Raw genomic sequence first — 20,169 nt, forward strand, 5'->3', positions numbered from 1 at the left:
TGAGTCGTTACCGCATCGCGGTCGCGATCGTCGGGGGTGTGACAGACGGCGTGCGTCATGGTTCGGCGTAGTCGTCGAAAGCTTGACGGCGGTCGCGATTTGGTCGCGATTTGGTCGCGGTTTGGTCGAAATTTCAGCGCCATCTTGCGCCAGAGCGCCAGTGCATTTCAACCGGATGTACTAAGCTGTCCACATCAGGCTGCCCGAACCGGATGCGCAGCGGCAACGCGCATTGCGCTTTTCTCCCCTCTGACATTAACGGTCATCATGTCGACAATCAGTCCTGTCAAAAAGCTCGTGATCGGCCTTCTCTCGCTCCTGCTGCTCGCCGTGGGCATCGCCGTGCTGGTCGGTGTATTCGGGTTGCTGGTCAAGCTGTTTGGCCCGGTGTAGCGCGGCCGGCCACACGTGGCCAGCGCGACCCGGCTATGCTGAGCGATGTCCCGGCGCTGTGGTAGCGCCTCGTTCGATTGGTTCGATTGGTTCGATTGGTTCGATTGTTTTGATTCCCAGGAGACTCCATTGACCGCCCCCGCCCCGCCTTCCCAGCCACCGGTCGATCCCGAACTGCTCGCGTTCGCCCAGCAAGTTTTCGATCTCGCGCGGCGCGGCGATGCCTCGATGCTCGCCGCGGTGATCGAAAAAGGCGTGCCGCCCAATCTGCGCAACGACAAGGGCGACAGTCTGGTGATGCTGGCGAGTTACCACGGTCATGTGGATGCGGTGCGCACGCTGCTCGAACGCGGTGCCGATCCGAACCTGCGCAACGACAACGGGCAGACGCCGATTGCGGGCGCGGCCTTCAAGGGCTTCGACAAGGTGATCAAAACCTTGCTCGCGCATGGCGCGGACGTCGAAGGCGCGTCGCCGGACGGCCGCACCGCATTGATGGTGGCCGCGATGTTCAACCGCACCGCGATCGTCGACTTGCTGCTTGCGCACGGCGCGAACCCGCAAGCCCGCGATGTGAACGGCGTGAGCGCGGCCGACGCCGCCGCGCGCATGGGCGCGAGCGATGCTGAGGCGCGGCTGAAGGAACCCGGTTCGTGACGCGTAGACGTGCTCTGTCAGGCACCTCTAACGCGCGGCGCCCAGCAGCGCATCCACATCGCAATCCGCGAGCTCGCCAATCCTTTCGATGCTCACGTCCGCGGGCGGATTGCTGGCGATCTCCTTCGGGTCGAAAGCATAGTGTCCCTGGCGTGGAAAGACCGTCGTCAGCTGCGCGCCCCAGGCTTTCTTCATCGCGGTGAGAATGCGCAGCTTGTCGTCGACCATCACGTAGTGGCGCGCCGGATAACAATCCATCACCTGATCGAGCATCAGCTCCTTGTGGATGTAGATCAGCACCCGCCCGCCGACCTCGTCCCATAGGCCCGAACGCGCGATCTTGCGCGGCTGGAACACCACGTCGCCGTCGGACAGGATCACGGTGGGCCCGCGCCGCGCGAGATGCCGCAGCGCATCGAGCGCGCCCGGATAGAGCCGGTTCGCAAACGGATATTCGATCAGAAACGACGCCATCAGCAGAAGCCGCGTGTCGCGCGGATGTTCGAGCCGGTAGCGCTGCAGTGCGCCGAGGTAGTCGGCGTAGCCCAGCTCCGCGCGCAGGTTCTCGAAGATCTCCCAGTAGCGCGCGCTGTTATCCGCGCCGAACTCCCGCATCATGTGCGCGCGCAGATCCTCCAGCACGTGATCGTTGTCGAGCAAGGTGTTGTCGCAGTCGAACAGGAACACGACGTCGTGCGGCGTGGCGGTGGTGGCTTGCATCGCGGCTCCCTCCTGCGGCGTTGGTGTTGGTGTCGGCGGTGGCGTTCACCGTTGCATCAGGTTTTCGGTCCATGGCCCGGCTCAGCGGCCTTTTCGACGTGGCCGCCGAAATCATGCCGCATCGCCGACAATACGCGGTTCGCGAAGTCCGCTTCGCCACGCGAACTGAAGCGCGCGAACAGGGCCGCGCTGAGCACCGGCGTGGGCACGCCTTCGTCGATCGCGGCCGCCACGGTCCAACGCCCTTCGCCCGAATCCGAGACGCGTCCCGTGTAGTTCTTCAGGTCGGCGTCGCTGACGAGCGATCCTGCGATCAGGTCGAGCAGCCACGACCCGATCACGCTGCCGCGCCGCCACACCTCGGTGACGTCGGCGAGATTCAGGTCGTACTGGTACAACTCGGGACGGCGCAGCGGCGACGTCTCGGCATCGACTTCACGCGCGTGTTTGCCGGCGTCGGCATGGCGCAGAATGTTCAGGCCTTCCGCATACGCGGCCATCATGCCGTACTCGATGCCGTTATGGACCATCTTCACGAAGTGTCCCGCGCCCTGCGGTCCGCAATGCAGGAAACCCTGCTCCGCGGTGCTCGTGCTCGCGCTTGCGCTCGCGGCGCGGCCCGGCGTGGCGGGCGCCGCACCGGCGCCCGGCGCGAGCGTCGCGAAAATGGGCTCGAGTCGCTTCACGACCTCGACCTCGCCGCCGATCATCAGGCAATAGCCGCGTTCGCGTCCCGCCACGCCCCCGCTCGTGCCGACATCGACATAGTGAAGCTGACGCGCGCCGAGTTCGTTGCCGCGGCGGATGTCGTCGTGATAGTAGGAGTTGCCGCCGTCGATCACGATGTCGCCCGGCTCCAGCAGCGGCACGAGTTGTTCGAGCGTCGCGTCGACCACCGCGGCCGGCACCATCAGCCACACGGCGCGCGGCTTCGCGAGTTGCGCGACCAGGTCCTGCAGCGAAGTCGCGCCCGCCACGCCGTCCGGTTTCAGCTTCTCCACCGCCGCCGGCTGCATGTCGTAAGCGATGCATTGCTGACCGCCCTTGGTCAGGCGTCGCACCATGTCGGCGCCCATGCGTCCCAATCCAATCATGCCTAGTTGCATATCTCGCTCCCGAAGGTGCTTCGTTGCATGGTTCGATGCGGGTCAGTCGGATCGCGGCGCGGTGTTTTTGCTGGGTGCTTCAATGGTCGTGCCGGGGCGTCGCGCGGCTATGCCATTCACTGTAGTCGCATCGATGCACGAACGCCGGACACACTGCCGCCGCGTTGGATCGATCATGCGTGCGGATAAGCTGGTTTGACCGCACACGTCAAAAGACGATACGCCTCTTTGCGCAGGCGTGGCGTAACGTTGTTGCTGGCATCCAGGTTGGCTGGGCGGCGCGGCTCGCGCCGCGTGTCTCGCGTCTTCGTGTCTTATGTCTTACATCGTGCGCCTCACCCCTCGCGCAGCACCCCTCAATCGCCGCGCTCAGGCACGCGTGTTCGCCATTTCGCCTCGAGCTTCGCGGACTGCACACTCGCAAAGCGCCTCACCGCACGCCACATCAGCGGGTAGCGATAGCCCGGCACGGCGAACAGCACCAGCGCGCAAAGCGCCAGCAAGCCGCAGATCAGGAACGTGCCGCGAAAGCTGAACGCCTGCACCAGCAAGCCCGACAACACGCCCGACAGAATCGAGCCGACCCGCGCGGCATTGAAGAACAGCGCGGTGGCACGGCCCGGCGAATGCGGCATCAGATCCTGCACATAGGTCATGCCAAGACACGACGTGACGGCGACGACGAACGCATTGAGAATCTGCATCGGGATCAGCACGTTGACGGTGCCCGCCAGCGACATCCCCACGAAGTAGGCCGCATGCACCGCCGCGCACGCGGCCAGCCAGTTCGGCTTGTGCAGCACCGACGACTTCGCGCCGAGCGCGAGCATCATCGGAATCTCCATCAATGCGCCGAGGCCGAGCATCACCGACACGTCCAGGTGCGAGCCTTTCAGCCCATGCACGATGTAAAGCGGCAGCACGATCATGGTCGCGTTCGCGGCGAGGCCGATCAGCGTGAGCGCCGCGACCGCGCGGCTGATGTCGTTGGCCGACGCGACTTCCGGCAGGTCCTCGTGCGCGTCCTCGCCTGGCGCGGTCAACGGCGGCACGGTGATCGACGCCGAGGGCTCCGACGCCGTGTCCTCGACCGTGTGATCGCCCAGATGACCCTGCGGCTCGCGCATGCGCCAGACAATGATCGCGCAGGTCGCAAAGCTCGCCGCCGCGAACAGGAACAGCCCGTAGAAGCTGGCGGCGGCGAGCACCAGCGCGCCCACCGACGGTCCGAACACCCACGCCGCCGACAGAATGGTCCGCAATGTCGCGCTGGCGAACACGCGTTCGGCCGGGTCCGGCACCGGCAGCGCCGCGCGGCTGAACGAGAAGACCATCGAGATGGCCGAGCCGCCCGCGCCGATGAAGACGATGCCGATCACCAGCAAGAGCCGGTAGTCACGCACGACGCATAAGCACAGATAGCCGAGCGTGGCGGCCACCAGCGCCGCCAGCAGCAGCGGCCGATGCCGGCCGCTGGCATCGCTCCAGCGGCCGGCGAGCGTGCTGGCGAGCACCCCGCTCGCGGCGATCAACGTCATGAAGATGCCCAGGCGCAACGGCGTCATGCCGGCGCGCTCGACGCCGAACAGCGACAGATACGGAGCGGTGAAGGACATCGCCACACCCAGCATGAGGGTGGCGGCGGCTAACGGCTTGAAGCCAGGGATATGAAGCAGGTCGAAAAAACGTGAGGTTTTCAACACGGGCGCGGTGGGTCTGGAGGAGCGAGCCTGAAAGCGCGCTGCGCGCCGGAGGCTCGGGGCCGGAACGACCGGAGCATTATCGGCCTCGCTTGCAGATGCGTAAACCCGCGCCGCGCCGTCCCAATTTCAGGTGGCGCAACCGCAGCACACTCACCACACAGTCACAGCGCAACGTAGCCACGCTTTTCGAGCGTCCAACGATGCCATTGATTGCCATAGGCGCCACAGACCACGGCGAACAGGATCGACAGCAGCAGTCCGATCAGATCTGCCGTTGCGCCCCATAGCCCGATGCCGAACAGCATCAGATTGATCGCCAGCATGACGAACGCGGCAAACCACATGCGCTTCGACAATGCCCAGATGAAACCAAGCAGACATGCGCCCCAACTGAAGCCGGTCGCGACCGCGACGGTTTGGTCGTGGCCGGGGTGTTGCAGATAGATCCTTGCGCCCATTTTGTTTTCCATATTCGATACATGCGACACACACGCGACACACCCGATGACCCGCCGGCTCGCTGGCAGCACAGGGACGAAGTTCGACCCGCCGCAGCGTCGAGCATGCCAGATGCGCGCAATGCAGCGCAACGCAGCGCAGCGCCCCGCGCGTTCGCCGGCTCGCCAGCGCCCTTGCCCGGGCCGCCTTCGATGACGACCCGCGGCATAGCTGTTACTCTTGATCAATCCTCACGCAGGAAACGCCGCGCCAGCGGAATTGCCTGCCCGCACTGTCATAACAACATCGGAGTACGCATGGCAACCCAGACCGCCTATTCTTCAAAAGCCCCGTCGCGAGCCGAAGTCGACGCACTGCCAGGCGTTACCGTCGTCGAATTCGGCACCGACTGGTGCGGCTATTGCCAGGGCGCGCAAGCGTCGATTGCGAAGGCGCTCGAGCCGCATGCCGGCGTCCGCCATCTGAAAATCGAAGACGGTCCCGGCCGGCCACTCGGCCGTTCGTTCAAGGTCAAACTCTGGCCGACGCTGGTGCTGATGCGCGACGGCGCGGAAGTGGCGCGCGTGGTCCGACCAACGAGCGCGGCGCAAATCACGGACGCGCTGACGGCGGTCTGATCGCGTAGTGCGCCGGGGCGCCGGAGCGCCGCACTGCATATCCAACCGCTGCGCGTGCTTCGAATCCGCACGCCGCGCCGCCGGCTCACAGCATACGCGCAGCCGCACCCGGCCACTGCACGCCACCGCCACGCCAGCTACATCGAGCACCGATCATGCGACAAGCCATCCATCATCTGAGCATCCAGGCGCCTCGCCGCGGGCTCGTCGAGTTTACCGACGAAGCGCGCCGCTTCGTCGCCGGCCAGCGCATCGGCACCGGCCTCTTGACGCTGTTTTGCCGCCACACGTCCGCGTCGCTGCTGATCCAGGAGAACGCCGATGCTTCGGTGCGCCGCGATCTGGAGCGCTACTTCGAGCGCCTCGCGCCCGAAGACGCCGAGCGTTACGAGCACGACACCGAAGGCCCCGACGACATGCCTGCCCATCTGCGCACCGCGCTCACGCAGGTGCAGTTGTCGGTGCCGGTCGAGCATGGGCAGATGGTGCTCGGCACATGGCAAGGGTTGTATCTGTTCGAACATCGCCGTCACACGCAGCAGCGCGACATCGTGCTGCATCTGCTCGGCGAATGAAACGCAGCCTCGGGGGCCGCGCGGCCCCATTGCAACAGCGAGCCGTTGTTTTCCGCGCGTGCGTTTGTCAGGACCTGTCACGGCATTTCATCCGCAAACCGGAGCAAAGGGAGCACATCTCATGGACACCCGTAGCGAGCTGCAAGCCACCGTCAAGGCCATGGTTCAACCCGGCAAAGGGCTTCTCGCCGCCGACGAAAGCGGCCCGACCATCGCCAAACGCTTCAGGACGATCGGCCTCGAATCGACCGAGGAAAACCGCCGCGCGTATCGCGATCTTCTGCTCAGCACGCCAGGGCTCGGCGAGTTCGTGAGCGGCGTGATCCTCTACCACGAAACGCTCGGCCAGCAGGCCGACGACGGCACGCCGTTCCCGCAACTCGCCGCGCGCAACGGCATCGTGCCGGGCATCAAGGTGGACCTCGGCAAAGTGCCGCTCGCGCTTGCGCCCGGCGATGAAATCACCGAAGGACTGGACGGCCTCGCGAAGCGCTTCGTCGATTACAAGCGGCAAGGCGCGCGCTTCGCCAAGTGGCGCGCGGTGTACAACATCACCGCCAGTTTGCCGAGCCGCCTCGCGGTCGAAGCGAATGCCGATTCGCTCGCGCGCTACGCGGCGATCAGCCAGGAAGCGGGCATCGTGCCGATCGTCGAGCCGGAAGTGCTGATGGACGGCGAGCACACCATCGAGCGCTGCGCGCAAGTGACCGAGGCGGTATTGCACGAAGTGTTCGACGCGTTGCACCGGCATCGCGTGGTGCTCGAACACATCCTGCTGAAGCCGAGCATGGTGCTTGCGGGCTCCACCCACGCGCAGCAGTCGTCGAGCGCCGAGATCGCCGCGCAAACCGTGCGGGTGCTCAAGCGCACGGTGCCGTCGGCGGTGCCGGGCATCGTGTTTCTGTCCGGCGGCCAGACGCCCGAAGAAGCCACCGCGAATCTCGACGCGATGAACCGCCTTGAAACGCTGCCATGGAATCTGAGCTTCTCGTACGGGCGCGCATTGCAGGAACCGCCGTTGCAGACGTGGCGCGGGCAGCCGGGCAACGTTGCGGCGGCCCAGCAGGCGCTGCTCAAGCGAGCGCGTCTGAACGGCGCGGCCGCGCTCGGCAAGTACGACGCGGCGCAGGAAAAGAGCTAGCGGTCTCATCGACGAGCACGCGCACGACGCGCCACGCGCCACTGCCACGCACGCTGAGCGTCAGGGCTCGCACGCCACCAGCGCGTGCAACTCGTCGATACTGAATGGCTTGGAAAGAATTGCTATGCCGAGACGGCGCGCTCGTTCGAGTTCGTCGGCGTAGCCGGTCATCAGCGCGATGCGCTGTGCCGGCCACGCGCTGCGGACTTTTTCCGCGAGGTCGATACCGTTCAGCTTGCCCGGCATCTGGATGTCGGACAGCACGAGTTCGAAACGCGCGCCGCCGTTCAGCACATCGAGCGCCTGATCGGCGGTTGGCTCATGCCGCACGGCGCAGCCGAAGGTTTCGAGCACGGCCGTCACGCCAGCCGCCACGTCCTCGTTGTCTTCCACCAGCAGCACGAGGCCGGCCGGTTCCTGCGCCGGCACCTCGCGCGTGTCGAGGTTCGCGGCCGTTGCCTCGCGCTCGCGATAACGCGGCAGAAAGAGCCGCACCGTCGTGCCGCTGCCCGGCACGCTGTCGATCTTCGCGGTGCCGCCCGCCTGCTCGCACACCGCCAGCACTTGCGTGAGCCCGAGCCGCGCAGTTTGGTGGTGAAGAGCGGCTCGAACGCGCGCAGCACGACGGCTTCCGGCATGCCCTCGCCGTCGTCGGAACAGATGATCTGCACGTATTCGCCATCAGGCAGCGACGTATCGCTGCCGACGAGGCGGTTGTTCTGGCAGCGAATCACGAAGCGGCCGCCGCGCGGCATCGCATCGCGCGCGTTGACGGCCAGATTCATGATCGCGAATTCGAGCTCGGTCGGATCGGCCAGCAGCTGCCACAAGTCGTGAGGCAGGCGCAGCGCGAGTTCGACAGTGTCGCCGAGCGCCGCATCGATCAGCGGCGCGACAGCGGGCAGCCAGCGCTTGAGGTCGACCGGCTCCTGTTTGAGCGGCTGCTTGCGCGCGACGCTCAAGAGACGCCGCGTCAGCGATTCGGCGGCGGCGGTGGCGTGCTCCACCGCGAGCACTTCTTTTTCCAGATTGTTGTAGTGCTTGAGCCGCGCAAGCTCCGTATTGGCGGAGACCACCATCAGCAGATTGTTGAAGTCGTGCGCGACGTTGGCGACCAGATTGCCGAGCGCCCCCATGCGCTGCAATTGGCGGCTCGCTGCTTCCGCCGATAGCCGCATCGCCACTTCACCCTGCCAGCGCTCCCACGCGCGGCGCTCGCCTTCCAGGTGACGCAGCGAGTAGAGCACCAGCAGCCAGATCGAGATGCAGGGCACGGCCATGAATGCGGCGACCATCGCGAAGTGCGCGCGCCAGGCGGCCGCGATCGACGACGTCGCGTACGCGCTCATCACATACAGCGGATAATCGCCGACCCGGCGAAACGCGAGCAGCCGATCGACGCCGTCCACCGTCGAACGCAACTCGATATGGCCGAACAACTGCTGGTCGCGCAACGCGGCGGTAAACGGGCTGCGCTCGGCCGGCGTCGCGCCCGGTGGCCACGCCGGATAACGCACCAGCAGGTTGCCGTCCTGGCGATACAGGCCCAATGCGAGCGACGGGTCGCCATGGGTCAGCTCGCGATAGAAGCGCGCGAAATATTCGTTGCGCAGCGCCACGGTGACTACGCCGAGGAACTCGCCATCCGCGCCCGAACGGCCGATCGCGGTGGTGAACACATCGGTCTTCGACAGCGGCCCGAACATCGGCAGCGAGAAATACGGCAGCGGGCGCATCGCCTTCGCGGTGGTGAAATCCTCGCGCCGGCTGATCGATATGCGCGGCGCGGGATACGCGAGGCTCGACACCAGCAGGTCACCCTGCGCGCCGAGCAGATAAACGGACGACACCTGTGGAAAGTCGCCGCCGATTTCCTGCAGACGCTCGTGCAACTCCGCTTCGCGCGCACGAATCTGCGCGTCGTCGGCATTGCCGAGCAGCTCGACGATGCGCGCCGCCATCTGCCGGTTCAGGTCCAGTACCTTGACGGCCTGCTCTTCGGTCACGCGTGCGAGCCGGTCGATCACGTCGTTCGAATCGGCGATGCGGCGCTGGTAGTCGAAATAGCCATAGCTCGCGAGACAGACCAGCGGAAACACGATCGACACGGCAAGCACGATCAGCAGCATGCGCCGCGTCACCGCGAAATTGCGCGACGGCATCGGCACCTCGACTGCGGCACGCTCCACTCGCTGCACGGCCACTATCTCCGCGAAATTTGGAAGTACTGAGGGAAAACGTCGCACATTCCGTGCCGCGCACGGATGGTCGAGCGCTATCTCCCTTGCGGGAATTTACCGCACTTCCCGCGTTCTCCCTAGCGCGCCGACTCCGCGATATGCGACGATGCAGCAATGGAAAGCGGCGGCGGCTCAGGCACACGGATTGCTGCTGCACAGGCACCCGGCACCTTGCAACGCGCGCTGCGGCGCGGCGTGGCGCCAAAGGCGCAGTCGCCATATTCAGCCCACCGTATAGTGCTTGCGTTGCCTGCCTGACAATCTGCGAGGAACCGATCATGGCCACGACTGCCCGCCGCGTCGCCCAGCTATCGCAATTGCGCGCGGATCGCGCCGAACGCGTGATCGTCGACGACGAGGCCATCCTGCTGGTGCGCGACGGCGACACGGTTCGCGCGTACGCCGCCGACTGCCCGCACGCGGGCGGGCCGCTGGAACAGGGCGCGCTTTGCCATGGCCGGATCGTCTGCCCATGGCACAAGGGAACTTTCGATGTCGCGACCGGCCGCGTGCTCGAACCGCCCGCGCTGTTCGCGCTCGATCGGTATCCGGTCGCCGTCAGCGGCGACGATGTGATGGTGACGCCGCAGAAACTGGCGCAACCGGTGTGCCGCGCCACCGCACGCGATCCGCACTACGTGGTGATCGGCGCGGGCGCGGCAGGCGCCGCCGCCTGCACGGCGTTGCGCGAGTGCGGCTTCGGCGGTCGCATCACGTTGGTCGGCGACGAGCCGCATGCGCCTTACGATCGCACTGTCCTTACCAAGTACGTGCCGTCGTTCGAGATGGCGCTCGCGGAAGTGCCACCCCTGCTGCCGCCGCACTGGCTGGAACAGCACGACATCGAGCGGACCGTCGCGAAGGTCGTGCGGCTCGACGTGCCCGCTCGCACGATCCATTTCGAAACCGGCGACACGCTCAGCTACCACACCGCACTGCTCGCCACCGGCAGCGTGCCGAAGGTCCCCCCGATTCCCGGTTGCGAACTCGGCGGTGTGCACGTACTGCGCAATCTCGACGACGCCGCCACGCTGATCGACGCACTGGGTGATGACGCGCAGCACGCTCAGGTGGCGATTCTCGGCAGCAGCTTTATCGGTCTCGAGACAGCTTCGGCGCTGCGCAAGTGCGGTGCGCAAGTGACCGTGATCTCGCCCGAGCGAGTGCCGTTCGCGAAACAGTTCGGCGAGCGCGCGGGCGAGATGTTGCGCGCATTGCATGAACGCAATGGCGTGGTCTTCCATCTGGACGCGAAGGTTGCGTCGCTCGAAGGCGAGGAAGGCAATGTGCATCAGGTGATGCTCGAAAGCGGCGAACACATTGCCGCCGACGTGGTGCTGCTGGGCACGGGCGTTACACCGGCGACCGGTTTTATCGAAGGCCTGCCGTTGCAGAAAGACGGCGGCGTGATCGTCAATGCGGGCATGCAGGCCGCGCCGGGTCTGTATGCAGCCGGTGACATCGCGGCGTTTTCGTTGCACGAGAATCACGAACCGGTGCGCATCGAGCACTGGCGCGTCGCGCAGCAACAGGCGCGCATCGCGGCACAGAACATGTGCGGCGCGCGGCACCGCTATGTCGCCGTGCCGTACTTCTGGACCTATCACTTCGATAAGAACTTCGAATATCTCGGCCATGCGAGCGAGTGGGACGAGATCGTGATCGACGGCGATCTCGAGCGCCAGCAGTTCGTCGCGCTGTATCTGCAGGAGGCCAAGGTCGTCGCCGTGCTCGCGTGTGAACACGAAGCACACACCGCGCGTTTGATCGACGCGATGGGGCACGCGATGGATCGTGGATTGTCGCGCGATGAGGCGCTGCGGATAATCGGACACGAAGGGTCCACTGCACATTAGCCGAGAGGAGCGGAGGATCGAAAGCAGGTTGGCAGATCGCCCAACAGGTCGAGGACAGCGTTCGCTGTCGGCACGGCAATCCGCCTGTTAATCCGTTATCCTTAGCATTACCCATCAGCCACGGACAACTCTTCCTGGGCTGCATTCGCAGTTTCGATGCGCCGGCACGCCGCCAGCATGTCCTGTAGCGACGTGACGTAAGCCGCTCCGTCCATTGCGTCTTGCAGATCGGCGCTCCAGCTCTGCCTGTCTTCTGGCGCCCACAACCCGACGACGATCGACACGTTCGGCAAGCGCGCACGAACGCGCTTGATCAGATAGCGCAGATGCGAAGGAACGCCGTCGATCTGCAAGTAGAAAATGCAGACGATCCCGACATCGGCTGCATTCAGACTGTCGATCGATGCGCGCGACACGGCTTCGTGCGGCAATACCCTCGACGCAAAACCATGCTTGCCCAGTAGTTGCGAGAGGATCGTCATCGCCAGGGGATCGAGCGGTCCGCGTCCGGGAATGCACAACACCCGGCTATTGCCCGCATGCAATGCGCGCGCCGGTTGGGCCGGCACGACGTGGTCCTCAGTCTTGACCAACGGCGCCGTGTGGGCGCCTGCATGCGTCGTCGCGCCGCCTGGCTGCCGGTCGCCGGTTGGCGCGACCGGCCCCATCTCTTCCCAGTCTTCTGGCGCCGCGAGCGCGGCGGGCTCGCGGTCCTCGTAGCCGTCGAGGCCATCGACCAGATCGTTGGTGGTCGCCTCGATTCGCGCAAGCTGCGGCGCGGTCACGCGGCCGCCCATCACATCGTTCGCAGCGAGTTGCAAGCCCTTGATCGCCACCTCGTCGTAGTAGGCCGACAACGATCGATCGCGCAGCAAGGCTTCGGCCTGCTGAATGGCTTCGTCGGGGTCCCCGGTCAGCGCCCGCTGGTAGAAGTTTTCGATCGGCGTCAGCACCGGTTGATCGCCGAGCAGCACATCGAGGAGCTCGAGACGCCGCACATGCCGGCCGAGCACCAGCAGGCACAAGGTCAGCGGCGTCGATAGAATCAGCCCGATCGGCCCCCAGATCCAGCTCCAGAAAATCGCGGCGACCACCACCGAAAACGGCGACAGTCCGGTGCTACGTCCATATAGCAACGGCTCGACCACCTGGGCCACCAGCAACTCCACCGTGACGAACAACGCCAGCGTCCCGATTGCCATCGTCCAGCCCGGACTCACGGCGGCGGCGAGCGCGGTGGCGAGCGCGGCCGAGATCCAGATGCCGACGTACGGCACGAGCCGCAGCAGCGCCGCGAGAATGCCCCACAGAATCGGACTCGGCACGCCGATCACAAACAGCCCCACGCCGATCACCGTGCCGACACCGGTGTTCAGGCCGAGTTGCGAAACGAAGTAGCGACTCAGACGCCGCGCGGCTTCGTCCATCACGGTGGTGGTGCGGTGCAGGTCGCGCGAGCCGAACAGACGAATCGCCCGATTACGCAGATCGTCGCGTTGCAGCAGGATCACGACCATCACGACGAACACGATGAACGCCGTTTCCAGCGGACTGATGGCCGGCGACAGCACGCGCCTTGCGAGTTCGAATGGCGTGGGCATCGGTTCGCGCACCTCGACCGGCAACGCGGCCGGTGTGTGAGCGCTGGCGGCGGACGCGCCGCGCGGCGGCTCGGGTGCCGGCGGCTCGATGGTGGCGCGCTGCAGCGCCTGGCCCGCGGCACCGGCGATCCGGTTGAGCCGGCCGATCGTCGCGCTGTGCACGGTTTCCATCTTGTGTTCGATGGTCACCTGATAGCGTGGCATGCCGGCCGCGAGGCCAGTCAGTTGCGTGGCGATTACTGCCGCCAGCATCACGATGACCGACACCGAAATGAGCACGGCGGCCAGCACGGACGCAACGTGGCCGAGCTTCAACCGGCGCAGCGCATCGACCAGCGGCGCGACCAGAAAGCTCAGCAGAATCGCCAGCGTGATCGGAATCAGCACGGCGCTCGCGAAATACAGACACGCGATCACAGTGACGGCGACGCCGAGCGCGACGAGGCCATCGACGCCGAGCGTTGCGGCCGGAGGGTGAACACGCGCGACGGGGCTCGCCGCGTGCGGGTCGGGTGAGTCCTTCATTCGTTCTCTGCCGGCCGTTCAATGACAGCGGCGTTGCAGGCGCATATCACGCGCTTACTTGAGGGATTCCCCATCGACCGGCCCGCTTTCGACCGGTGGCGCCTCCTTCTCTATCTCGGCGCGCGCCTGCTCCCAATACTCGTCAGGCGAGCCCTTTGGTTCCGGGGCCTGTTGCCACAGGTAGTACGCACGCGTGCGAATCTGCTCATCCTGAGCGACTGGTGCCCCTGCTTGTTCCCGTGTTTGTTCCTGTTCCATTCGATCACCCCTGGCTAAACCTTGCGAAGACCCATACCGGCTGGAGCTCGCCCGCCGCAATGGCAAGTCGCGCCCATCAGTCGCAATCAAATCGAGCAAGGCTTGTACCTGATCGGGTGCGCGGCGCTTGCGCACCGCGCAGTTCGCGTCGAGCGTCAGGAGCCAGCCGGCGGCTCGCTTTCGTCGGAGGTCAACTGCACTTCGAGGCGGTCGAAGACACGCTGCGTCGCCCGGCTCGGCGCTTCGAGTGCGAACAGCAGGAGGGAGCGCCCGGTCACCTGATACGCGTCACCGGCGTTGAATTGGGGCAAGTCGGGCCGCACCGGCATATTGCTGTCGAGCAGGCACATCCACGTGTCGCCTTCGGGAATATCGGGTAGCGTGAAATTGACGACGTCGTGGTGCGCATTCATCACGAGCAGCAATGTTGCATCGGATGCGAGACGCCGGATGCCGCTCGCCTGAGCGCGGCCGTCGATCACCAGCCCGAAGCAGCGCATCAACGGGTCGTCCCATTGCTCGCCCGTGATATCCGTGCCGTCGGGCGAGAGCCAGCGTGTGTCCGTGACGTCCAGCGCCTCGTTGTATTCGCCGGTGAGAAAACGGCCGCGTCGCAGCACCGGCAGGCGGTGGCGCAGCGTGGTCAGATTCCTGACGAAGTCGGTAAGCGCGCGCCCGTCGTCGTCGATTGCGTCCCAATCGACCCAGCTTATCTCGTTATCCTGACAATAGGCGTTGTTGTTGCCCTGCTGAGTGCGGCCGAATTCATCGCCGGCGAGAATCATCGGCGTGCCTTGCGACAGCAGCAGCGTGGCCAGCAGATTGCGTTTCTGGCGTTCGCGCTGCTGACGAATCCCGGCGTCGTCGGTCGGCCCTTCCTCGCCCATGTTCCAGGACTTGTTGTCGGCGTGGCCGTCGTTGTTATCCTCGCCATTGGCCTCGTTGTGCTTGTCGTTGTACGACACCAGATCATTGAGCGTGAAACCATCGTGCGCGGCGATGAAGTTCACGCTCGCCCACGGACGTCGTCCGCGATGATTGAACTGGTCGCCCGACGCGGTCAGCCGGGTAGCGAGATCGGCGGCCATGCCTTCGTCGCCCTTCCAGTACCCGCGCGCCGCGTCGCGAAAGCGGTCGTTCCATTCGGCCCAGCCAGGCGGAAAGCCACCCACCTGGTAACCGCCGGGACCGCAATCCCACGGCTCGGCAATCAGCCGCACGCTCGAGAGCACCGGGTCTTGCCGGCAGCTATCGAGGAACCCGCCGCCTTCGTCGAAGCCGTGATCCTCACGGCCGAGAATCGTCGCGAGGTCGAAGCGGAAGCCGTCGACCTTCATTTCGGTCACCCAGTAGCGCAGGCTGTCGGTGACCATTTGCAGCACCCGCGGATGCGACAGGTTCAGCGTGTTGCCGGTGCCGGTGTCGTTGATGTAATAGCGCGGCTCGTCGGGCATCAGGCGGTAGTACGACGCGTTGTCGATACCCTTGAACGAGATCGTCGGGCCGCGCTCGTTGCCTTCGGCTGTGTGGTTGTAGACCACATCGAGAATCACTTCGAGATCGCTCTGATGAAAGCGGTCCACCATCTCCTTGAACTCGGCCACCGAGTCGGTGGACGATGCGAAGTAGCGCGGATCGGCCGCGAAGAAACCGATCGTGTTGTAACCCCAGTAGTTGGTGAGAGCTTTGTCGAGCAGATGGCTGTCGTTGACGAACGTCTGCACCGGCAGCAATTCGACCGACGTCACGCCGAGGCTGCGGATATAGTCGACCACGACCTGCTGCCCGAGCCCGGCGATAGTGCCGCGCAGAGGCTCCGGCACATCGGGATGACGTTTGGTGAAGCCGCGTACATGCGTTTCATAAAAAATCACCCGCTCCCACGGCAGTGCGTTGCGCTCGGGATGGCTCCACGAGAAGTTGGCATCGACCACCTTGCACTTCGGCACGAAGCGCGCGCTGTCGCGCTCGTCGAACGACAGATCGCCCTCTTCCGAATCGAGCGTATAGCCGAAAATTTCCGGCGCCCATTTCAGCTCACCGATATGCGCTTTCGCGTACGGGTCGAGCAGCAGCTTGTTCGGATTGAAGCGATGGCCGTTTTCCGGCTCGTACGGGCCATGCACGCGATAGCCATACACGTCGCCCGGTTTGAGATTCGGCACGAACACGTGCCAGACCTCGTCGGTGTATTCCGGCAGTTCGATGCGTTCGATTTCGTTCTGGCCGGTTTCATCGAACAGACACAGTTCGACCTTGGTGGCGTGCGCCGAGAACAGTGCGAAGTTGACACCGCTTCCGTTCCATGTCGCGCCGAGCGGGAAAGGCGTGCCTTCCGAGATGCGCGTCGTGTAGCTGGCCGGCGATGTCATAGTGGTTCCTGTGGAAGCAAGAGGCGCTTGCGCGCGTGCTTTAGTGTACGCAGTGGATCGGTCAGCGTACGGAATTCCGTGCGGGCTATGCGGCTGAGGGCCTCCGTCAGCCTCAGCGAGAATATACCGAAGGGTTTAACTGGATGCGGAAAAAGACCGCCACAGACCGGCACCTGAGCGGATCTGGTTCGCGTCACGTCTCGTGCAGCCTTTCCGGTGGCCCGGCAACAGGCAGCGCCGCCGCCGCTTCGAGCACGCGCAGCAGACCCTCCGGCGTCAATGGTTTCGCGCAGTGCGCGTCGAAGCCGACGGCGCGCGCACGGGCGCGATCATCACGGGAAGCGAAAGCAGTGCAGGCGATCAACAGCATATGCGAGGTCGACGGATGAGAGCGCAGACGGCGGGCCAACTCTAACCCATCGAGCACCGGCATCTTGATGTCCAGCACCACGGCGAACGGCTGCCACTCGCGCGCCATGTCGCAAACGGCAAGCGGGTCGTCCAGCGCGCGGCACTCGAAACCATCGGCTGTCAGCAACATCTGCAATGCGTCCGCTGCTTCCCGATAATCGTCCACCACCAGCACACGACGATGCGACGCCATCGCATACTGGATCGGCCGCCACACCACGACATCGTCGTTGTCGTCCGTTCTGTCGTCGACCATCACCCTCTTCTCCTTCGCGCTTTTTGTGCGCCACCGATGGCGCGCCGCGAACCTTGCGCAAGTTCCGCTCCCGCTGATAGTGCGAGCGCCAGCGAGGTTCACACGCGGCGCATCGATACGACACACTTGTGTCGTGCACGCCGCCCACGCCGCTTGCATCGCGCGACGTTTCGTCTTCACGGTAATTTGTTCAGCTACGTGAAGCGTTACCTTCAACAAACAATATAAGGAACGCGCGTTTGCCGCGCGCATCGGCAGCGTCGATATAGACGCTGGTATATAGAGAATAAGCGACGACGCCCGCCGAAAAAATGGCCGGCACGTTAGGTGTTTGCGCTCAGCGGGTTATCCCGCACGATCGTCGATGACGCCATTGAGCATCGCCAACGTATCGGCATCGTCGATCCGTTTGTCGGTTCGACAACGCAGCATGCGCGAAGAGCGCACCGCCATGCCCGCCCGATTTGTGACGCGGGCTCGCCTGAATTCCCTCGAAGCCGATTTCGAACACTAGCGTCGGCGTCACGCTACACAGCGGGCCGAACTTCTCGACGGTGGTCTTGCGCACGATCGCATCGACCTCGCGCATCTCTTCATCAGTGAGTCCAGAATAGGCCGTCGCAAATGGCACGAGTGTGCACACGCCGTTCGCCTCGTCCCACACTGCGAACGTGAAGTCGGTTAGAGACTGGCGCGGCGGCCATGACCGCGTTGCGCGTAAACCAGTACGACATCCACCGTATAAGGATCGATCTTCTCGATCTTCTATTTCCACCACGTGCCCGATGCCTTGGTGCGGCCGACTCCGTACATCGACGCGCGCTCCGGCTCTCACGCGAGAATTTCGCCGTCGATCACCTACTCGCCGAACGGCGTGCCCGGCTCGATGCGGGCATTCCTGGAATTCGCGCGACGAACCCATGCGCAGAAATCGTCAGCTGCCAGTATGGCCGGCTTATTGCTTACGGTATATAAAGCAAAGAGGCGTGTCGATACCGGCTGCCACCCGGCAGACGCCGACTCGCGCCGCGAGGCCCCATGCAAATCATCCTCGACCCGCACGCGCTGTATATCGCGAAACATCCCGGTCAATTCGTGTTGCAGACGCTGAAAGCGTTCCGCGCGAACCAGGGTCTGCTGCTCGCGGGCGCGGTTGCGTATTACGCGCTGCTGTCGATCGTGCCGCTGCTGATCCTGATCGTCATCGTGTTGTCGCGGGTGGTGCCGCAACACGTGCTGCTGGCTGCGCTCGGGCATCTGCTGCGCTGGCTGGTGCCGGGCCAGTCGAATGCGCTGGTGCAGGAGCTGGCCAATTTCCTCGATCATCGCGCGGTGATCGGCTGGGTGCTGTTGCTGACGATGATCTTCTTCAGTTCGCTCGCCTTTACCGTGCTCGAAAATGCGATGTCGCTGATTTTCGTGCATCGCGTGGTGGTGCGGCGGCGGCACTTCCTGATCTCGGCCCTGCTGCCGTATTGCTACATCCTGTGTCTCGGCATCGGGCTGCTGATCGTCACCTTCGTGTCGAACTGGCTGGAAGCGATGGGGGCCGAGCGCGTCGAACTGTTAGGTATGCATATTCCGTTGCAAGGGCCGTCGCGCGTAGTGTTGTATCTGCTGGGACTCGCAGGCGAGATTTTCGTGCTGACGTCGATCTATCTCGTGATGCCGGTCGGCCGCCCGTCGCTCAAGCATGCACTGATCGGCGGCGTGGTCGCGGCCGTGCTGTGGGAAATCACGCGACATGCGCTGGTCTGGTATTTCTCCACGCTGTCTCAGGTCAGTGTGGTGTATGGGTCGCTGACCATGGCGATCGTGATCCTGCTCAGCTTCGAATGGCTGGCGACGCTGCTGTTATTCGGCGCGCAGGTGATTTCGCAATACGAACGATTCGGTCCGGCATCCCTTCACGCGCCGCAGCCGACGATCAAAACCAGTTGAACCGGCCGCGGCTTTGACGGCGCACGTGGCTGTTAAAATGGCGCGATAGTCGATAGTCGTCGGCCCTCCCGAGCACCTAGCCTGGCCCTCCCGAGCCCTCAGCCACCCGTCACCTGATGCCGAACCATTCCGCCTCAATCTCCGCCGCAGGCCCTATCCCCATCCCCGCATCACGCATCGGCAGCGTGGTCCATGCTTGACGAAGCCCGCATCATACGCACGCTGGCCGCGCACGGCATTACGCCCGATGCCCGTCAGCGCGCCGCGATCGCGGCGCTCGTCAGCCTCGCCGGCGCGAATCGAACCCGACACGCGCGATCCGGCGCCGCGTTCAAGCGCCAAGGCGTCTATTGCCACGGGCTGCCCGGGCGCGGCAAGAGTCTCGTGGTCGATACGGCGTTCAAGCTGGCCGACTGCCGCAAGCGGCGGCTGCACTTCCACGAATTTCTGCGCGAGATGAACCAGCGGCTCGTCAACGCACCGCGCAGCGACGACCGGCTCGGCTCGGTGTCGCGGCAATGGCTCGATGGTATCGAGCTGCTGTGCTTCGACGAATTCCACATGCACGATATCGCCGACGCGTTCCTGATGGGCCGCTTTCTCGATATCGCAATCGGCCTCGGTACGCGCGTCGTGCTCACATCCAACTACGCGCCGGACTCGCTGTTGCCGGACCCGGAGTTTCACGAGCGCTTCCTGCCGACCATCGAACAGATCAAACGCTGCTTCACTGTGATTCATTTCGATGGCGGGCGTGACTACCGTTTCGGCGGCGAGCAAGCCGAGCGGCCGCGTTTCTTTGCGCCGCTCGATCAGGCGAGCCGCGATGCGCTGGGGCACATATTCACGCGCCATGGCGGCGGCCAGCGGGTTGCGCCGGTCACGCTGAGCGCGGCAGGCCGGCCGCTCACGGCCCGCGCGGCGAGCGCGGCGCTACTGTGGGCGGACTTCGAGAGTCTGTGCGTCGCGAGCCGCTCGCACCTCGATTACCTGGATCTCGCCGAACAATGGCATGGACTGATTCTCGACAATCTGCGCACCACGTGGCTCACGCAGCCGCCTACGCTGCAGCGCCTCGTCTGGCTGATCGATATCTTCTACGACCGCAAGCGCGCGTTGTTCATCGCGTCGGATCGGCCGATCGAGACAGCCCTCAATGGTCTCAAAGGCGTGCACGATCTATCGCGCACGCTGAGCCGGCTAGCGGAAATGCAATCGCGAGCTTATCGCAGCACGCTTGAGGACACCGGGCACGGCGCAGCAGGTGGCGTCAGCGAATCCTGATTGCCTGCATTGGTCGCATTGGTCGCATTGGTCGCATTGGTCGTTTCAACCGTA

The 20,169-nt window shown here is 64.6% G+C and carries 16 protein-coding genes and 2 pseudogenes; 8 read left to right on the top strand and 10 right to left on the bottom strand.

Annotation, left to right across the window (positions count from 1 at the left end):
• Window positions 1-267 precede the first annotated feature (267 nt).
• Together BN2475_RS36280 and BN2475_RS27965 are read left to right on the top strand one after the other, a co-directional pair.
• Window positions 268-393, top strand: a complete 126-nt coding sequence (locus tag BN2475_RS36280) for a hypothetical protein (RefSeq protein WP_281254284.1) — start codon at window positions 268-270, stop codon at window positions 391-393.
• 129 nt (window positions 394-522) lie between these two features.
• The gene (locus BN2475_RS27965) at window positions 523-1,050 is read left to right on the top strand and encodes an ankyrin repeat domain-containing protein (RefSeq protein WP_245841641.1); all 528 of its coding nucleotides are present in this window, start codon (window positions 523-525) and stop codon (window positions 1,048-1,050) included.
• Window positions 1,051-1,077: 27 nt separating this feature from the next.
• Here the strand turns inward: BN2475_RS27965 and BN2475_RS27970 are convergent, their stop codons facing one another.
• The 4 genes from BN2475_RS27970 to BN2475_RS27985 form a co-directional block, all read right to left on the bottom strand.
• Window positions 1,078-1,770, bottom strand: coding sequence for an HAD family hydrolase (locus BN2475_RS27970; protein WP_094782690.1), 693 nt, complete (start codon window positions 1,768-1,770; stop codon window positions 1,078-1,080).
• Between the two features lie 56 nt (window positions 1,771-1,826).
• On the bottom strand, window positions 1,827-2,876 hold the full coding sequence (gnd, locus tag BN2475_RS27975; protein WP_094782691.1) for a phosphogluconate dehydrogenase (NAD(+)-dependent, decarboxylating): 1,050 nt from the start codon (window positions 2,874-2,876) through the stop codon (window positions 1,827-1,829).
• Between the two features lie 356 nt (window positions 2,877-3,232).
• On the bottom strand, window positions 3,233-4,579 hold the full coding sequence (locus tag BN2475_RS27980; protein ID WP_094782692.1) for a sugar efflux transporter: 1,347 nt from the start codon (window positions 4,577-4,579) through the stop codon (window positions 3,233-3,235).
• Window positions 4,580-4,740: 161 nt separating this feature from the next.
• Window positions 4,741-5,037, bottom strand: coding sequence for a DUF2628 domain-containing protein (locus BN2475_RS27985; protein ID WP_094782731.1), 297 nt, complete (start codon window positions 5,035-5,037; stop codon window positions 4,741-4,743).
• A gap of 297 nt (window positions 5,038-5,334) precedes the next feature.
• Between BN2475_RS27985 and BN2475_RS27990 the strand changes: the two genes are divergently transcribed.
• From BN2475_RS27990 to BN2475_RS28000, 3 genes are all read left to right on the top strand, one after another.
• On the top strand, window positions 5,335-5,655 hold the full coding sequence (locus BN2475_RS27990) for a thioredoxin family protein (RefSeq protein WP_094782693.1): 321 nt from the start codon (window positions 5,335-5,337) through the stop codon (window positions 5,653-5,655).
• Between the two features lie 155 nt (window positions 5,656-5,810).
• Window positions 5,811-6,230, top strand: coding sequence for a secondary thiamine-phosphate synthase enzyme YjbQ (locus tag BN2475_RS27995; protein WP_094782694.1), 420 nt, complete (start codon window positions 5,811-5,813; stop codon window positions 6,228-6,230).
• A 121-nt stretch (window positions 6,231-6,351) separates the two neighbouring features.
• Entirely contained in the window at window positions 6,352-7,371 is a 1,020-nt protein-coding gene (locus BN2475_RS28000; protein WP_094782695.1) for a class I fructose-bisphosphate aldolase, read from the top strand.
• 60 nt (window positions 7,372-7,431) lie between these two features.
• Here the strand turns inward: BN2475_RS28000 and BN2475_RS28005 are convergent.
• Window positions 7,432-9,569 (bottom strand): annotated as a pseudogene (locus BN2475_RS28005) (hybrid sensor histidine kinase/response regulator).
• Window positions 9,570-9,889: 320 nt separating this feature from the next.
• Here BN2475_RS28005 and BN2475_RS28010 point away from each other — a divergent pair.
• Window positions 9,890-11,467 carry an FAD-dependent oxidoreductase gene (locus BN2475_RS28010; RefSeq protein WP_094782696.1) on the top strand — a complete coding sequence of 526 codons (1,578 nt, stop codon included), beginning with the start codon at window positions 9,890-9,892 and terminating at the stop codon, window positions 11,465-11,467.
• Window positions 11,468-11,574: 107 nt separating this feature from the next.
• On the opposite strand, the gene BN2475_RS28015 is transcribed toward BN2475_RS28010, so the two are convergent.
• The 5 genes and pseudogenes from BN2475_RS28015 to BN2475_RS28035 form a co-directional block, all read right to left on the bottom strand.
• Entirely contained in the window at window positions 11,575-13,593 is a 2,019-nt protein-coding gene (locus BN2475_RS28015; protein WP_094782697.1) for an AI-2E family transporter, read from the bottom strand.
• A gap of 54 nt (window positions 13,594-13,647) precedes the next feature.
• Window positions 13,648-13,851: a DUF2934 domain-containing protein gene (locus BN2475_RS28020; protein ID WP_094782698.1), complete on the bottom strand. Its 204-nt coding sequence runs from the start codon at window positions 13,849-13,851 to the stop codon at window positions 13,648-13,650.
• Window positions 13,852-14,006: 155 nt separating this feature from the next.
• Complete coding sequence (gene glgX / locus BN2475_RS28025; protein ID WP_094782699.1) at window positions 14,007-16,223, bottom strand: glycogen debranching protein GlgX; 2,217 nt, start codon at window positions 16,221-16,223, stop codon at window positions 14,007-14,009.
• Between the two features lie 193 nt (window positions 16,224-16,416).
• Complete coding sequence (locus BN2475_RS28030) at window positions 16,417-16,890, bottom strand: response regulator (RefSeq protein ID WP_094782700.1); 474 nt, start codon at window positions 16,888-16,890, stop codon at window positions 16,417-16,419.
• Window positions 16,891-17,235: 345 nt separating this feature from the next.
• Window positions 17,236-17,715 (bottom strand): annotated as a pseudogene (locus BN2475_RS28035) (ATP dependent DNA ligase); the annotation flags it as partial.
• A gap of 213 nt (window positions 17,716-17,928) precedes the next feature.
• Here BN2475_RS28035 and BN2475_RS28040 point away from each other — a divergent pair.
• Together BN2475_RS28040 and zapE are read left to right on the top strand one after the other, a co-directional pair.
• On the top strand, window positions 17,929-18,831 hold the full coding sequence (locus BN2475_RS28040) for a YihY/virulence factor BrkB family protein (RefSeq protein ID WP_094782701.1): 903 nt from the start codon (window positions 17,929-17,931) through the stop codon (window positions 18,829-18,831).
• A gap of 192 nt (window positions 18,832-19,023) precedes the next feature.
• Complete coding sequence (gene zapE, locus BN2475_RS28045) at window positions 19,024-20,115, top strand: cell division protein ZapE (protein WP_094782702.1); 1,092 nt, start codon at window positions 19,024-19,026, stop codon at window positions 20,113-20,115.
• The last annotated feature ends 54 nt before the right edge of the window (window positions 20,116-20,169 follow it).

It is taken from the genome of Paraburkholderia ribeironis (assembly GCF_900019265.1).
Taxonomy (GTDB): Bacteria; Pseudomonadota; Gammaproteobacteria; order Burkholderiales; family Burkholderiaceae; genus Paraburkholderia; species Paraburkholderia ribeironis.

What these genes read in the sequence shown, in the direction of transcription:
- glgX (WP_094782699.1), bottom strand. Translation starts at nt 16,223, where the DNA reads ATGACATCGCCGGCCAGCTACACGACGCGCATCTCGGAAGGCACGCCT.
- BN2475_RS28020 (WP_094782698.1), bottom strand. Translation starts at nt 13,851, where the DNA reads ATGGAACAGGAACAAACACGGGAACAAGCAGGGGCACCAGTCGCTCAG.
- BN2475_RS28000 (WP_094782695.1), top strand. Translation starts at nt 6,352, where the DNA reads ATGGACACCCGTAGCGAGCTGCAAGCCACCGTCAAGGCCATGGTTCAA.
- BN2475_RS27995 (WP_094782694.1), top strand. Translation starts at nt 5,811, where the DNA reads ATGCGACAAGCCATCCATCATCTGAGCATCCAGGCGCCTCGCCGCGGG.
- BN2475_RS28040 (WP_094782701.1), top strand. Translation starts at nt 17,929, where the DNA reads ATGCAAATCATCCTCGACCCGCACGCGCTGTATATCGCGAAACATCCC.
- BN2475_RS28010 (WP_094782696.1), top strand. Translation starts at nt 9,890, where the DNA reads ATGGCCACGACTGCCCGCCGCGTCGCCCAGCTATCGCAATTGCGCGCG.
- BN2475_RS27990 (WP_094782693.1), top strand. Translation starts at nt 5,335, where the DNA reads ATGGCAACCCAGACCGCCTATTCTTCAAAAGCCCCGTCGCGAGCCGAA.
- BN2475_RS28015 (WP_094782697.1), bottom strand. Translation starts at nt 13,593, where the DNA reads ATGAAGGACTCACCCGACCCGCACGCGGCGAGCCCCGTCGCGCGTGTT.
- BN2475_RS28030 (WP_094782700.1), bottom strand. Translation starts at nt 16,890, where the DNA reads ATGGTCGACGACAGAACGGACGACAACGACGATGTCGTGGTGTGGCGG.
- BN2475_RS36280 (WP_281254284.1), top strand. Translation starts at nt 268, where the DNA reads ATGTCGACAATCAGTCCTGTCAAAAAGCTCGTGATCGGCCTTCTCTCG.
- BN2475_RS27970 (WP_094782690.1), bottom strand. Translation starts at nt 1,770, where the DNA reads ATGCAAGCCACCACCGCCACGCCGCACGACGTCGTGTTCCTGTTCGAC.
- BN2475_RS27985 (WP_094782731.1), bottom strand. Translation starts at nt 5,037, where the DNA reads ATGGGCGCAAGGATCTATCTGCAACACCCCGGCCACGACCAAACCGTC.
- gnd (WP_094782691.1), bottom strand. Translation starts at nt 2,876, where the DNA reads ATGCAACTAGGCATGATTGGATTGGGACGCATGGGCGCCGACATGGTG.
- zapE (WP_094782702.1), top strand. Translation starts at nt 19,024, where the DNA reads ATGCTTGACGAAGCCCGCATCATACGCACGCTGGCCGCGCACGGCATT.